This window comes from Nocardioides sp. (genome assembly GCF_024509035.1).
Classification (GTDB): Bacteria; Actinomycetota; Actinomycetes; order Propionibacteriales; family Nocardioidaceae; genus Nocardioides.
In genome coordinates, this window is sequence record NZ_JANINT010000066.1 from 36,722 (window position 1) to 49,294 (window position 12,573).

Sequence of the window (12,573 nt, forward strand, 5' to 3'; positions counted from 1 at the left end):
GAGGGCACGATACGAGGGTGAGTCGCTCCTTCGTCTTCGGTGGTCGGTGGCACGTCCCGGCACCGCCTGCCGTCGTCCACGACGTGCTCGTCGACCTGGAGCACTATCCGCGGTGGTGGCCCCAGGTCGTGGCCGTCGCGTCCCTCGGCCCGGACGACGCGCGGGTGCTGTGCCGCTCGGTGCTGCCCTACACGCTCGACCTGGTGCTGCACGCGGCCGACCGCTCCGCCTCGCGCCTCGAGGTCGAGGTGTCGGGCGACCTCCACGGCACCGTGGGCTTCGAGCTCACGCCCACCGACGGCGGCACCCGCCTCGACCTCGATCAGCGCGTCGGCGTCGGCGGTCTCCTCGGCCTGGCGGCGTACGTCGCGAGCCCCGTGCTGCGCTGGAACCACCACCGGATGATGGCCGGCTGCGTCGCCGGGCTCACCGCCCGCGCCACCGCTCAGGCGATGCAGAACTCGTTGCCCTCGGGGTCGTGCATGACCACGCCGTAGTAGTCCTCACCTTCGTTGGCGTGGTCGATGCTCGCGCCGGCGGCGACGGCCCGCTCGACCAGTGCGTCGACGAGCCGGCGGCGCTCCTCGATCGGCAGCGAGCGGTCGCGGCCGGTGGGGAAGAGGTCGAGGTGGAGACGGTTCTTGCCGGCCTTGGCCTCGGGCACGATCTGGAACCAGATCGGCGGACCCTCGCCCGCCGGGTCGTGGATGCGGTCGCAGTCGTCGTCGGCCATCTGGTCGAGCTCGTCCTGGGGCACGCCGACGGAGCGGTACCACTCCTTCCACGAGCCGTGGCCGTGCGGCGGTGGCTGCATCTCGTAGCGGAGGAACGGGGCCCAGAACCGCGCGAGGCGGGCGGGGTCGTTGGCGTCGATCGTGAGCTGCCAGGTCACCATGGACGCCACCGTAGGCCCGCCCGCCGACAACGCGGCGCGGCTCGTGATCGGGCCCGGGATCAGGCGTCGATCGAGCTCATGTCGCCGTACCGGTCGCCGACGACGGCGTCGCGCGGGACCGCCTCGTCGAGCGCGGCGAGGTCGGCGTGGGTGAGCTCGACCGCGGCGGCGCCGACGTTCTCCTCGAGGTACTTCACCCGCTTGGTGCCGGGGATCGGTGCGACGCCGAGCTCGTCGTCGCCCTGGGCCAGCACCCAGGCGAGCGCGAGCTGGCCGGGCGTGCACCCCTTCTGCTCGGCGATCGCGCGGACCCGGTCGACGAGCTGCAGGTTGGCGCGCAGGCCCTCGCCGTTGAGGCGGGGGAAGTACGCCGAGCGTCGCGAGTCGTCCTCGTCCAGCGAGGACTCGGAGGTGATCGCGCCGGTCAGGATGCCGCGGCCGAGGGGGGAGTAGGGGACCAGCCCGATGCCGAGCTCGCGCAGCACGGGGAGGATCTCGTCCTCGAGGTCGCGGGTGAACAGGGAGTACTCGGACTGCAGCGCGGTGATCGGGTGCACGGCGTGCGCGCGCCGGATCGTGGTCGCCGAGGCCTCGGAGAGCCCGAGGTGGCGGACCTTGCCGGCCTCGACGAGCTCGGCCATCGCGCCCACGGTCTCCTCGATCGGGACGGTCTTGTCCACGCGGTGCTGGTAGTAGAGGTCGATGTGGTCCACGCCGAGCCGCTGGAGCGAGGCGTCGCAGGCGGCGCGGACGTACTCGGGCTTGCCGTTGATGCCGACGCGGGTGCCGTCGGGGAGACGCTCGTTGCCGAACTTCGTGGCGAGCTGGATCTCGTCGCGGCGGCCGGCGATCGCCTTGCCGACCAGCTGCTCGTTGGTGAAGGGGCCGTACATGTCGGCGGTGTCGAGGAAGGTGACACCGAGGTCGAGGGCACGGTGGATCGTCGCGATCGCCTCGCCCTCGTCGCCGCGGCCGTAGAACTCCGACATGCCCATGCAGCCGAGGCCGAGCTCGGAGACGGTGAGCGAGGAGCCGGTGCCGAGAGTGCGCTTCTGGAGAGTCATGCCCCCACTCAAGCGGTTGGAGTGCGCTCCAGGTCAAGGCCGCGGTCGGTGCCGATCGTGTCGGCCTCGATCTTGTCGGTGTAGATCCCGATCTTGCGGTCGATCGCGCCGAGGTGCTCCTGGACCTCGGCGAGCTGGGCGAGCACGTGGGCGCGGTGGGCGCGCAGCAGGTCGAGGCGGGCCTGCTCGTTGCCCGCGCCGGCGCGTACGAGCTCGGCGTACTGACGCACGTCGCGGATCGGCATGCCGGTGCCGCGCAGGCAGGTGAGGAGCTGGATCCAGGTGAGGTCGCCGTCGGAATAGCGACGGTGTCCGGTCGCCGACCGGCTCACCGGGGCGAGCATCAGCCCGTCGCGCTCGTAGTAGCGCAGCGTGTCGGGCGTCAGGTCGGTGGCGGCGGCAGCCTCCGCGATCGAGTAGCTCACCGGATCAGTCTCGACCCTGGAGTGCACTCCAGGTCAAGGCAGCCTCAGGACGAGCGGTCGAGTGCCGGTCGCTCGAACCCGCCGGTGGCGAACGGGCCGCCGACGTGGGCGCCCTCGGCATCGTCCTCGGGCCGCGGCACGATCGCGTCGGCGAATGCCTCGGCGTCGTCCTGCGGCTCGTAACCCAGGGCCCGCCCTGCCTCGAGGTCCCACCACGCACGCGTGTTGGCGGAGATGCCGTAGAGCACGGCGAAGCCGGGCGCGGTCGCCGTGAGCGCCGCGTCGACCATGCGCACGCAGTCGTCGTGGGAGAGCCAGGTGGACAGGTGCCGCACGGTCTCGGGCCGGTCGAGGAACGAGCCGATCCGGCAGGCGACCGCGTCGACGTCGTGCCGGTCGGCGTACAGGCTCAGCACGGCCTCGGCGGCCACCTTCGCGACTCCGTAGAAGGTGTCGGGTCGGGGGCGCACGTCGACGCCCACCAGGTCCGAGCGCGGCGTGCGGCCGACCGCATGGTTGGAGGAGGCGTAGACGATGCGGCGCACGTCGTGCTCGACCATCGCGTCGAGCAGGGCTGCGGTCGTGACGACGTGTGAGGTGAGCGAGTCCGGGAGGCTGCCCTCGTCGGGGTGGCCCGCGAGGTGCACGACGGCGTCCAGTGTCTCCTCCTCGAAGACCGCGGCGACCGCGTCGGCGTCGGTCGCGTCGACGGTGTACCAGGGGCCGTCGCCGCCGTCGGGCTGGGGGACCAGGTCGAGCCCCACGACGGTGTGGCCGCGGTCGGCGAGCCCGACCGTGACGACCTGGCCGATGCTCCCGGCGGCGCCGGTGACGAGTACCTTCACCCGGCGAAGGCTATCCGGGCGTCCGGTCGCGGCGGACGTACGACGCGAGGTGCTCGCCCAGCTCCGCGAACAGCGCCAGGTTGAGCCGGAACGCCGTCCGCACCTCGACCACCACCTCGTCGCGCTGGTGGGTCGGGAGTCCGAGGGCGTCCAGGCGGGCCCGGTAGGCGTCCTTGTACGGCTTGGGCCTCGGGATCGCGGGGAAGTCGTAGAACGCCAGTCCCTGGCCCCCGAGCCCGAAGGCACGGTCGAGGATGCGGCCGATCGCCTGGCCTCCGGAGAGGTCGCCGAGGTAGCGCGTGTAGTGGTGGGCGACGAGGAGCCGGCCGTGGTGCGCGGCGTGCTCGAGCCGGGCACGGTAGGCCTCGGCGGCGGGGGAGTCGACGACCCGGCGCCCACCGGGGCTCCAGTGGCGGAGGTCCGCCTCGATGGCGTCGAGTCGTTCGAGGGCCGGGTCGTGCACGGCGGCGACCGTGTCGTCGTCCGCGCGTGCCCGCACGGCGGACTCCATCGCGGAGTAGACCGCGTGCAGCCGCAGCAGGTAGTCGGCGTACCCCTGCTCGTCGACCCGGCCGGCCAGCAGCTCGCTCATGAACGAGGAGCCCTCGGCATCGCGGTGCTCGGCCTGCGAGCCGATCCGCATCGCGGCGGAGAGAGGCAGCCTGGCGGTGGGGCCAACGGTCTCCTCGGCGTCGTCGATCGCGGTCACGGGGTCTCGACCGGCTCGACGATCGGGGCGACGGCCATGCCGGCCGCCATCGCGACGATGTTGGCGATGAACCGCTCGGTGGGCAGCTGGGCACGACGGGGGGTCGCGGCCTCCTGGGCCCGCGCGCGGTCGGCGACCGAGCGGAGCATGAAGCCGGTCACCAGGGCGATCCGTTCGGTGCGCAGCGCCTCGTCGTACGCCGGCAGCCGTTGCTCGAGCAGCTCGTAGACCGGCAGTCCGCCGGTGCGTGCCAGGGCTGCCGCCACGTCGGGGTGCACCCGCTCGAACTCCTCGACCAGCTGGCCGACGATCACGAGGTAGCGCCGGCCCGCGGGACCGGTCTCGGCCAGCTCGACAGCGGGCCGCACGATCGCCTCGAGGACCGAGCCGATGTCGTCGTCAGGACGTGCGCGGGCCAGCTCGAGGAGCTCGCCCTCGCGGCGAGCGAGGTGCTCGGCGTGCTGGTCGATCACGGCGACGAGCAGCCCGTCACGGGAGCCGAAGTGGTAGTGCACCGCGCCGCGGTTGCGCTGCCCGGCCCGACGGGTGATGTCGACCAGGGACGCGGTGAACGCGCCGTGCTCGGCGAACGCCTCGGTGGCCGCCTCGACCAGCCGCCGCCGGGTCTCGGCGGCGGATCCCGTGGACGCAGGCGTCGCGGCGGCCACGGCCGGGGTCAGATCCGGGGGACGATGCGGCCGAGGAGCTCACCCATCCGCGAGGCGGCGGCGCGGCCGGCCTCGAGGACCTCCTCGTGGTTGAGGGGCTGATCGCTGATGCCGGCGGCGAGGTTGGTGACCAGGCTGATGCCCAGCACCTCCATGCCGGCCTCGCGCGCCGCGATCGCCTCGAGTGTGGTGCTCATGCCGACCAGATGACCGCCCATGATGCCGGCCATGCGCACCTCGGCCGGGGTCTCGTAGTGGGGGCCCGGGAACTGCACGTACACGCCCTCGTCGAGCGTGGGGTCGACCTCGCGGCACATCGCGCGCAGTCGGGAGCTGTAGAGGTCGGTGAGGTCGACGAAGTGGGCGCCCTCGATGGGGGAGCGGCCGGTGAGGTTGATGTGGTCGCTGATCAGCACCGGGGTGCCGGGCGTCCAGGAGGTCTTGAGGCCGCCGCAGCCGTTGGTCAGCACGATCGCGCGGCAGCCCGCGGCCGCCGCCGTACGGACGCCGTGCACGACCGCCGCCACGCCCTTGCCCTCGTAGTAGTGGGTGCGGCTGAGGAAGACCAGCAGCTGCTTGTCGCCGGCCTTGACCGAGCGGATCTTGCCCGAGTGGCCGGCGACCGCCGCCGCGGAGAAGCCGGGCAGGTCGGTGGTCGCGATCTCCGCGGTGGCCTCGCCGAGGGCGTCGACCGCGGGCAGCCAGCCCGACCCCAGCACGAGCGCGACGTCGTGGCGCTCGACACCGGTGAGCTCAGCGAGCCGCGCGGCGGCGTTCTGGGCGTGGTCGTACGGGGTGGCCGTCTCGGGCTGGGTCTGCGGCTGCGTCACGGATCGGACTCTAGTGCGGGGGTGGGTTGGTGCACGATTCGATGCATGATCGACCACCTCGGCATCAACTGCTCCGACCTCGCCCGGTCGGCCGCCTTCTACGACGCCGTGCTCGGCGTCCTCGGCCACCGCCGTCTGATGGACGTCGACGTCGCGATCGGCTACGGCACCGACGGTCCCGTCTTCTGGATCGGCGCCCAGCCCCCGGAGGGCCCGGCGTCGGGCCCCAACCGCGAGGTCCACATCGCCTTCACCGCCACCTCCGCCGACCAGGTCCGGGCGTTCTTCGACACCGCCGTCGCCCAGGGTGCCGAGGTGCTCCACGAGCCTCGCCTCTGGCCGGAGTACCACGACCACTACTTCGGTGCGTTCGTCCGCGACCCCGACGGCAACAACGTCGAGGCCGTCTGCCACACCGTGACTGAGTAGGCCCTGCTACTGCCCGATCGAGCGGCAGGGGCGGTTGCGGAGGGCGGCGACGTAGTCGGCGGGGGCATCGGCGGCCTCGGCGGCGTCGGCGAGGACGCCGAGGTACGACGCGGAGGGCAGTCCGCCCTCGTAGGCGTCGAGCACGTAGGTCCACACCACGAGCTCGCCGGTCATCGTCGCGACCCGCACCCGGGTCTTGCGGTAGAGGCCGAGGTCGGCGGCCTCCCAGCCGTCCAACGAGGCCTCGTCCTCGCGGGTGATGTCGTAGACCGCGACGAAGACCTGCTCGAGCGGGTCCTCCACGATCGTGGAAAGCGCGCCGTCCCAGCCGTGCTCCTCGCCGCCGAACGTCAGCCGCCAGCCCTGGAGCCACCCGGTGGTCGCCAGCGGGGAGTGCGGGCAGCGCTCGCTCATCCGGACGGGATCGAGGTTGGTCCCGTAGGCGGCGTAAAGCGTCACGGGCTGCAGAGTAGTGGAGCGCCCGGACCGTGGCCTCCCTCACGTCAGTAGGCTGGCGGTCGTGACCCACTTCAACGTCCTCGTCCTCGGTGCCGGCCCCGGTGGGTACGTCGCCGCGATCCGTGCCGCCCAGCTGGGCCAGTCCGTGGCCGTCATCGAGGAGAAGTACTGGGGAGGCGTGTGCCTCAACGTCGGGTGCATCCCCTCCAAGGCGCTCCTGCGCAACGCGGAGATCGCCCACATCATCACCAAGGAGAAGGACACCTTCGGGATCAGCGGCGAGGCCACCATGGACTTCGGCGCGACCCATAAGCGCAGCCGCGGCGTCGCCGAGGCCAGCGCCAAGGGCGTCCACTACCTGATGAAGAAGAACAAGATCACCGAGCTCGACGGCTGGGGCACGATCAAGTCGCCGACCGAGGTCGAGGTCGACAAGGACGGGCAGAAGCAGACCTACACCTGTGACAACCTGATCATCGCCACGGGCGCCAAGGTGCGGATGCTCCCCGGCATGAGCGTGAGCCAGAACGTCGTCACCTACGAGGAGCAGATCCTCACCGACCAGCTGCCGAGCTCGATCATCATCGGCGGCTCGGGCGCGATCGGTGTCGAGTTCGCCTACGTGATGGCCAACTTCGGCGTCGACGTCACGATCGTGGAGTTCCTCGACCGGATGGTGCCCACCGAGGACGCCGACGTCTCCAAGGAGCTGCTCAAGCAGTACAAGAAGCTCGGGGTCAAGGTGCTGCTGTCCACCAAGGTCGACCAGGTCGAGGACACCGGCTCGGGCGTCCGCGTGACGGTCAGCCCGGCGAGCGGCGGCGACAGCCAGGTGCTCGAGGCCGACAAGATGCTCGCGGCGTTCGGCTTCGCGCCGCGCATCGACGGCTACGGCCTGGAGAACGCCGGTGTGAAGGTCAGCGACCGCGGCGCGATCGAGGTCGACGCCCGCGGGCGTACCAGCGTCGAGAACGTCTACGCGATCGGCGACGTCACCGGCAAGCTGATGCTCGCCCACACCGCCGAGGCGATGGGCGTGGTCGCGGCCGAGACGATCGCGGGCGCCGAGACCCAGGAGATCAACTTCGACATGATCCCGCGCGCGACGTTCTGCCAGCCGCAGATCGCGTCGTTCGGCTACTCCGAGGCGCAGGCGAAGGAGAAGGGGTACGACGTCAAGGTCGCCTCGTTCCCGTTCAGCGCCAACGGCAAGGCGCGCGGCATGGCCGAGGGCGTCGGGTTCGTCAAGATCGTCGCCGACGCGACGTACAACGAGATCATCGGCGCCCACATGATCGGTCCCGAGGTCACCGAGCTGCTGCCGGCGCTGACGCTGGCCCAGCAGTGGGACCTCACCGCCGACGAGGTGGCCCGCAACATCTTCGCCCACCCGACGCTGTCGGAGGCGATGAAGGAGGCCGTCGAGGGCATCGCCGGCCACATGATCAACCTCTGATCGGCTGCTGACATGGCCAGCGAACGCGTCGTCATCATCGGCGGCGGCCCCGGCGGCTACGAGGCCGCCCACGTCGCCGCCCAGCTCGGTGCGGAGGTCACGGTCGTCGACACCGACGGCGTCGGCGGCTCGGCGGTGCTCACCGACTGCGTGCCGAGCAAGACCCTGATCGCCACCGCTGAGGTGATGAGCGAGCTCGCGGACGCCGCCGAGCTCGGCGTGAGCTTCCTCGACACCGAGGGCGACGCCGCGACCGCGATCCGCGTGGACCTGGCCAGGCTCAACGCCCGGGTCAAGCAGCTCGCGGCCGACCAGTCCGCCGACATCGGCCGCCGGCTCGCCCGCGACGGCGTCACGGTGCTGCAGGGACGGGGCAGCCTGGCCGGCCCGGACCGGGTGCTCGCCCAGCTGGCCGACGGCACCGAGCAGGTGCTGCCGGCCGACGCGATCCTGCTCGCCACCGGCGCCGCGCCGCGCACGCTGCCGACCGCGCAGCCCGACGGCGAGCGGATCCTCACCTGGGAACAGGTCTACGACCTGACCGAGGTGCCGACCGAGCTGATCGTCGTCGGCTCGGGTGTCACCGGCGCGGAGTTCGCCAGCGCCTACCTCAACCTCGGCATCCCGGTCACGCTGGTCTCCTCCCGCGACCGCGTGCTGCCCGGTGAGGACGCCGACGCCGCCAAGGTCCTCGAGGACGTGCTCACCCGGCGCGGCATGAAGGTCCTCTCGCGCTCGCGCATGGAGTCGGTGACGCGGGAGGGCGACACGGTCACGGTGACGCTCACCGACGGCCGCACCGTCCAGGGGTCGCACTGCATCCTGGCGCTCGGGTCGGTGCCGAACACCGCCGGCCTCGGGCTGGAGGAGGCCGGCGTCAACCTCAAGGACGGCGGGTTCGTCAACGTCGACCGGGTCTCGCGCACCTCCGCACGCGGTGTGTACGCCGCCGGCGACTGCACCGGCGTCCTCATGCTCGCCAGCGTCGCGGCCATGCAGGGCCGCATCGCCATGTGGCACTTCCTCGGCGACGCCGTCCAGCCGCTCGACCTCAAGACGGTGTCGTCCAACGTCTTCACCGCGCCCGAGATCGCCACCGTGGGCTGGTCGCAGCACGCCGTCGACGCCGGGGAGATCCAGGCCGAGGTCGTCATGCTGCCGCTCTCGGGCAACCCGCGCGCGAAGATGCAGGGCGTGCGCGACGGCTTCGTCAAGCTGCTGTGCCGTCCCGGCACCCGCACGATCGTCGGGGGAGTGGTCGTCGGACCGCGGGCCAGCGAGCTGATCCACCCGGTGTCGGTCGCGGTCGCGGAGTCGCTCACCGCCGACCAGCTGGCCCAGGCGTTTACGGTGTACCCATCGATGAGCGGCTCGATCGCCGAGGCCGCCCGCCGACTGCACCGCGTCTAGCCACGTCACCAACTCTCGGGGGAGACCATGATCCGACGGCTCGCCGTCCTGCTCACCGCTGCTGCTCTGGCTGCGACGACCGCTCCGGCTCACGCCGCGGCGTCTCGAGGGGAGTCCGTTCGTCGCGAGCCGGCCAGCGTCACCATCTCGACCACCGGCAACGGCCACGGGAAGGGCCTCTCGCAGTACGGCGCCCGCAACCGCGCCAACGCCGGCCAGGGCTACCGCGAGATCCTCGAGCACTACTACCCGGGCACGTCCTGGGGGACGGCCGGCGGCTCGATCCGGGTCCTCCTCACCGATGCGCCCGACAACGCGTTGATCGTGCGGTCGCAGTCCGGCCTCAAGGCGCGCGGCCAGGGGAAGACCTGGACGCTGCCCACCCGCCGCGACGGCAAGCCCGTCAAGAAGTGGCGGGTCAAGACCTCGGGCACGCGGTCGGAGCTGTCCTACCGCACCGGCTCCTGGCACGTCTGGCGCACGCGACGCGGTGCCATCGAGCTGGTCTCCGCCCGACCCATGGTGCTGTTCGGCGCCGGCAGCTATCGCGGCGTCCTGCGCCTCACCGACGCCGGCGTGGTCAACGAGGTCCCTCTCGAGACCTACCTCCGTGGCGTCGTCGCGAGCGAGGTGCCGGCCACCTGGCCGCACGCCGCCGTCGAGGCCCAGTCGGTCGCCGCGCGCACGTACGCCGTCTTCGAGCGCGAGCACGTCTCGTCGGCGAGAGAGTACGACCTCTGCGACACCGCCGCCTGCCAGGTCTACCGGGGCGCCTCGGGGGAGCACCCCGGCTCCGACGCCGCCGTGCGCACGACCGCCGGCCAGGTCCTGACCTACGAGGGTGAGCCGATCTTCGCCCAGTTCTCGGCGAGCAACGGTGGCTACTCGGTCGCGGACGAGCGCTTCCCCTACCTCGTCGCCGAGTGGGACGAGTTCGACCGCGGAGTTCCCCAGGACCCGCAGGTCAGGACCTTCACGGGCGACCAGATCACCCGCCACTGGACCGGCCTCGGCGACCTGGTGTCGGTGGAGGTGACCGAGCGCGACACCGACGGCGTCCACGAGGGTCACGTCACCGAGCTGCGCATCACCGGCACGCTCCGCGAGCAGGTCACCACGGGTAGCGCGTTCGCCCGGTTCCTCGGGCTGCGGTCGACGATGTTCACCGTCTCGTAGAACTACAGATCTGTAGTTCACGCGATCTCGTTGCGGGGCCCTGTGGCTCGTGATGCGATTGGGTTTTCCCACCCGTCACAGTCGTCCCAGAGGTCACCCATGCGCGCCGTCACGAGCCTGCTCGCGCTCGCCCTCGCGGCGACCACGATGGCGGTGGCCGGGCCCGCTGCCGCGGGGGCCCCGGCACCCGGCGGGGACGTCTGGAAGGTGCCCGCGAGCGCGACCGTGACGATCAAGGGCCACGGCTACGGCCACGGCCACGGCATGTCGCAGTACGGCGCCGAGGGCGCCGCCCGGCAGGGCCTCACCTACCGGCAGATCGCCGAGTTCTACTACCCCGGCACGGAGTGGGGGATCGCCAAGGGGCGCGTCACCGTGCTGCTCACCGCGGACACCACCGACGACCTGATCGTGAACGCCCGGCCGGGCCTCACCGTGCGCGACACCGCGACCAAGGCCAAGCGGCGGCTCGCACTGCCCGACAACGGTGCCAAGCGCTGGCGGGTCGCGGTCGGCCCCGACGGCGTCAGCCGCGTCTTCTACCGTGACCGTCGCTGGCACGCCTGGCAGGTGCTGAAGGGCGAGGGCGAGTTCTACGCCGGCGGCGAGCCGATCACGCTGGTCACACCCAGCGGCGAGCGGTCCTACCGCGGCCGACTGCGGACCGCCGTCACCGGCGCCGGCGAGCGCGTGACCGTCAACGCCCTCGACCTCGAGAGCTACCTCAAGGGCGTGGTGCCCCTGGAGATCCCAGCGTCGTGGAGCGCCGAGGCCGTCCGCGCCCAAGCCGTCGCCGCCCGCACCTACGCGGCGTACGAACGCCGGCACCCGCTCTCCGACGCCTACCAGATCTGTGACACGAGCTCGTGCCAGGTCTACGGCGGCGTCGACGCGGAGTACCCCGCCTCCGACGACGCCGTGGACGCGACGGCCGGGACCATCCTCACCAGCGGTGGCGAGCCGGCGTTCACCCAGTTCGGCTCGAGCAGCGGCGGCTGGACGTCGGCAGGGTCCGTCCCCTACCTGCCGGCGCGCCGCGACCCGTACGACGGCTGGTCGGGCAACCCGGTGCACACCTGGACCACGACGATCGACGACGCGCGCCTCGAGCAGGCCTGGCCGGCCGTCGGCAACCTCACCCGGATCGCGGTCACCGCCCGCGACGGCAACGGCGACTGGGGCGGGCGGGTCCGCTCGATCGCGCTGCGGGGGACCGGCGGCCGCGTCGTCGTCTCCGGTGACACCTTCCGCGCCGTGCTCGGCCTGCGCTCGACCTGGGTGACGTTCAAGGTCGCCGGACGCTGAGTCCGGGCGCGCGGTCACGCCTGGGCGGTGGGCCGGACGACCACCTCGCCCACATCGACGGTCGCCGGCTGCTCGATCGCGTAGGCCATCGCCCCGGCGACGGCCTCGGCGGGGAGCGCCACCTCGGCCACCGTCGCACCGAAGCGGGCGCGTGCCTCGTCCTCGCCCATGCCGAGCGTGTGCTCGGTCGCCGTCAGGCCCGGCGTCACCACCGTCACCCGCAGGTCGGGGCCGGCCTCCTGGCGGAGCCCCTCGCAGATCGCGCGGACGGCGACCTTGGTCCCGGCGTACACCGCCATCGTCGGGACGATCTTGAGCCCGGCCGTCGATGCCGTCGTCACGAAGTGGCCGCTGCCCTGCTCGCGGAACACGGGAAGGGCGGCTGCGATGCCGTGCAGCAGGCCCTTCACATGGACGTCCACCATGAGGTCCCAGTCGTCGACCCGCAGGTCGTCCAGGGGCGAGATCGGCATGACGCCGGCGTTGCTGACGAGCACGTCGAGGCGGCCGAACTCCTCGCGTGCGGTCTCGACCAGGGCGCTCAGGTCCTCGCGGCGGGTCACGTCGGTGACGCGCCAGGAGGCCGAGCCGCCACGCACCCGGATGTCCTCGGCGATCTGCTCGAGCCGTTCCGGTCCGCGCGCGCCGAGCACCACGTGGGCGCCGCGCTCGGCGAGCAGGTAGGCGGCCGCTCGGCCGATGCCGCTGCTGGCACCGGTGATGGCGACCACCTTGCCGTCGATGCCGGTCATGTCGTCTCCGTGTCCTCGCGGCCACCAGGTGTAAGTGACCTCTTACATCTAATGTAAGTGGCAACTCACATCCGGTCAAAGTTAGAGTCGGTCCACATGAGCCCCAAGGCCGCCTATCACCACGGACACCTGCGCGAAGCGCTGGTGCAG

15 protein-coding genes are annotated in these 12,573 nt (G+C 71.9%); 6 read left to right on the forward strand and 9 right to left on the reverse strand.

All coding sequences use genetic code 11. The features are described 5' to 3' along the window. Nucleotides 1-17 precede the first annotated feature (17 nt). Nucleotides 18-497, forward strand: coding sequence for an SRPBCC family protein (locus Q0L15_RS06025; RefSeq protein WP_296602963.1), 480 nt, complete (start codon nt 18-20; stop codon nt 495-497). Here Q0L15_RS06025 and Q0L15_RS06030 read toward each other — a convergent pair. The 7 genes from Q0L15_RS06030 to Q0L15_RS06060 are packed head-to-tail and all read right to left on the reverse strand — an operon-like array spanning nt 446 to nt 5,436. Further along, nucleotides 446-895, reverse strand: coding sequence for a VOC family protein (locus Q0L15_RS06030; RefSeq protein WP_296602965.1), 450 nt, complete (start codon nt 893-895; stop codon nt 446-448). The genes Q0L15_RS06025 and Q0L15_RS06030 overlap by 52 nt on opposite strands. A 59-nt stretch (nt 896-954) precedes the next feature. After that, complete coding sequence (locus tag Q0L15_RS06035; RefSeq protein ID WP_296602967.1) at nt 955-1,959, reverse strand: aldo/keto reductase; 1,005 nt, start codon at nt 1,957-1,959, stop codon at nt 955-957. 8 nt (nt 1,960-1,967) lie between these two features. After that, nucleotides 1,968-2,384, reverse strand: a complete 417-nt coding sequence (locus Q0L15_RS06040) for a MerR family transcriptional regulator (protein ID WP_296602968.1) — start codon at nt 2,382-2,384, stop codon at nt 1,968-1,970. A 44-nt stretch (nt 2,385-2,428) separates the two neighbouring features. After that, a complete protein-coding gene (locus Q0L15_RS06045; protein WP_296602970.1) occupies nt 2,429-3,229 on the reverse strand; it encodes an NAD(P)-dependent oxidoreductase in 801 nt (266 codons plus the stop codon). Between the two features lie 10 nt (nt 3,230-3,239). Beyond that, complete coding sequence (locus Q0L15_RS06050; RefSeq protein ID WP_296602972.1) at nt 3,240-3,938, reverse strand: heme oxygenase (biliverdin-producing); 699 nt, start codon at nt 3,936-3,938, stop codon at nt 3,240-3,242. Continuing rightward, the gene (locus tag Q0L15_RS06055; RefSeq protein WP_296602973.1) at nt 3,935-4,606 is read right to left on the reverse strand and encodes a TetR family transcriptional regulator; all 672 of its coding nucleotides are present in this window, start codon (nt 4,604-4,606) and stop codon (nt 3,935-3,937) included. Before Q0L15_RS06055 ends, Q0L15_RS06050 begins: the two co-directional genes overlap by 4 nt. Nucleotides 4,607-4,614: 8 nt before the next feature. Beyond that, nucleotides 4,615-5,436: a purine-nucleoside phosphorylase gene (locus tag Q0L15_RS06060; RefSeq protein ID WP_296602975.1), complete on the reverse strand. Its 822-nt coding sequence runs from the start codon at nt 5,434-5,436 to the stop codon at nt 4,615-4,617. 45 nt (nt 5,437-5,481) lie between these two features. On the opposite strand from Q0L15_RS06060, the gene Q0L15_RS06065 reads away from it, so the two are divergent. Continuing rightward, nucleotides 5,482-5,865, forward strand: a complete 384-nt coding sequence (locus Q0L15_RS06065; RefSeq protein WP_296602976.1) for a VOC family protein — start codon at nt 5,482-5,484, stop codon at nt 5,863-5,865. A gap of 6 nt (nt 5,866-5,871) precedes the next feature. On the opposite strand, the gene Q0L15_RS06070 is transcribed toward Q0L15_RS06065, so the two are convergent. Further along, nucleotides 5,872-6,324, reverse strand: coding sequence for a gamma-glutamylcyclotransferase (locus tag Q0L15_RS06070; protein WP_296602979.1), 453 nt, complete (start codon nt 6,322-6,324; stop codon nt 5,872-5,874). Nucleotides 6,325-6,376: 52 nt separating this feature from the next. On the opposite strand from Q0L15_RS06070, the gene lpdA reads away from it, so the two are divergent. The 4 genes from lpdA (at nt 6,377) to Q0L15_RS06090 (ending at nt 11,671) form a co-directional block, all read left to right on the forward strand. Beyond that, nucleotides 6,377-7,780: a dihydrolipoyl dehydrogenase gene (gene lpdA, locus Q0L15_RS06075; RefSeq protein ID WP_296602989.1), complete on the forward strand. Its 1,404-nt coding sequence runs from the start codon at nt 6,377-6,379 to the stop codon at nt 7,778-7,780. Nucleotides 7,781-7,792: 12 nt separating this feature from the next. Then, nucleotides 7,793-9,190: an NAD(P)H-quinone dehydrogenase gene (locus tag Q0L15_RS06080; RefSeq protein WP_296602981.1), complete on the forward strand. Its 1,398-nt coding sequence runs from the start codon at nt 7,793-7,795 to the stop codon at nt 9,188-9,190. A gap of 27 nt (nt 9,191-9,217) precedes the next feature. After that, nucleotides 9,218-10,366, forward strand: a complete 1,149-nt coding sequence (locus Q0L15_RS06085) for a SpoIID/LytB domain-containing protein (protein WP_296602982.1) — start codon at nt 9,218-9,220, stop codon at nt 10,364-10,366. A gap of 99 nt (nt 10,367-10,465) precedes the next feature. Then, on the forward strand, nt 10,466-11,671 hold the full coding sequence (locus Q0L15_RS06090; protein ID WP_296602984.1) for a SpoIID/LytB domain-containing protein: 1,206 nt from the start codon (nt 10,466-10,468) through the stop codon (nt 11,669-11,671). Between the two features lie 14 nt (nt 11,672-11,685). On the opposite strand, the gene Q0L15_RS06095 is transcribed toward Q0L15_RS06090, so the two are convergent. Continuing rightward, complete coding sequence (locus Q0L15_RS06095) at nt 11,686-12,423, reverse strand: SDR family oxidoreductase (RefSeq protein ID WP_296602986.1); 738 nt, start codon at nt 12,421-12,423, stop codon at nt 11,686-11,688. Nucleotides 12,424-12,573 lie beyond the last annotated feature (150 nt).

Coding starts and splice junctions, on each gene's coding strand:
- Q0L15_RS06030 (WP_296602965.1), bottom strand. CDS start 895: ATGGTGACCTGGCAGCTCACGATCGACGCCAACGACCCCGCCCGCCTC.
- Q0L15_RS06035 (WP_296602967.1), bottom strand. CDS start 1,959: ATGACTCTCCAGAAGCGCACTCTCGGCACCGGCTCCTCGCTCACCGTC.
- Q0L15_RS06065 (WP_296602976.1), top strand. CDS start 5,482: ATGATCGACCACCTCGGCATCAACTGCTCCGACCTCGCCCGGTCGGCC.
- Q0L15_RS06080 (WP_296602981.1), top strand. CDS start 7,793: ATGGCCAGCGAACGCGTCGTCATCATCGGCGGCGGCCCCGGCGGCTAC.
- Q0L15_RS06085 (WP_296602982.1), top strand. CDS start 9,218: ATGATCCGACGGCTCGCCGTCCTGCTCACCGCTGCTGCTCTGGCTGCG.
- Q0L15_RS06090 (WP_296602984.1), top strand. CDS start 10,466: ATGCGCGCCGTCACGAGCCTGCTCGCGCTCGCCCTCGCGGCGACCACG.
- Q0L15_RS06095 (WP_296602986.1), bottom strand. CDS start 12,423: ATGACCGGCATCGACGGCAAGGTGGTCGCCATCACCGGTGCCAGCAGC.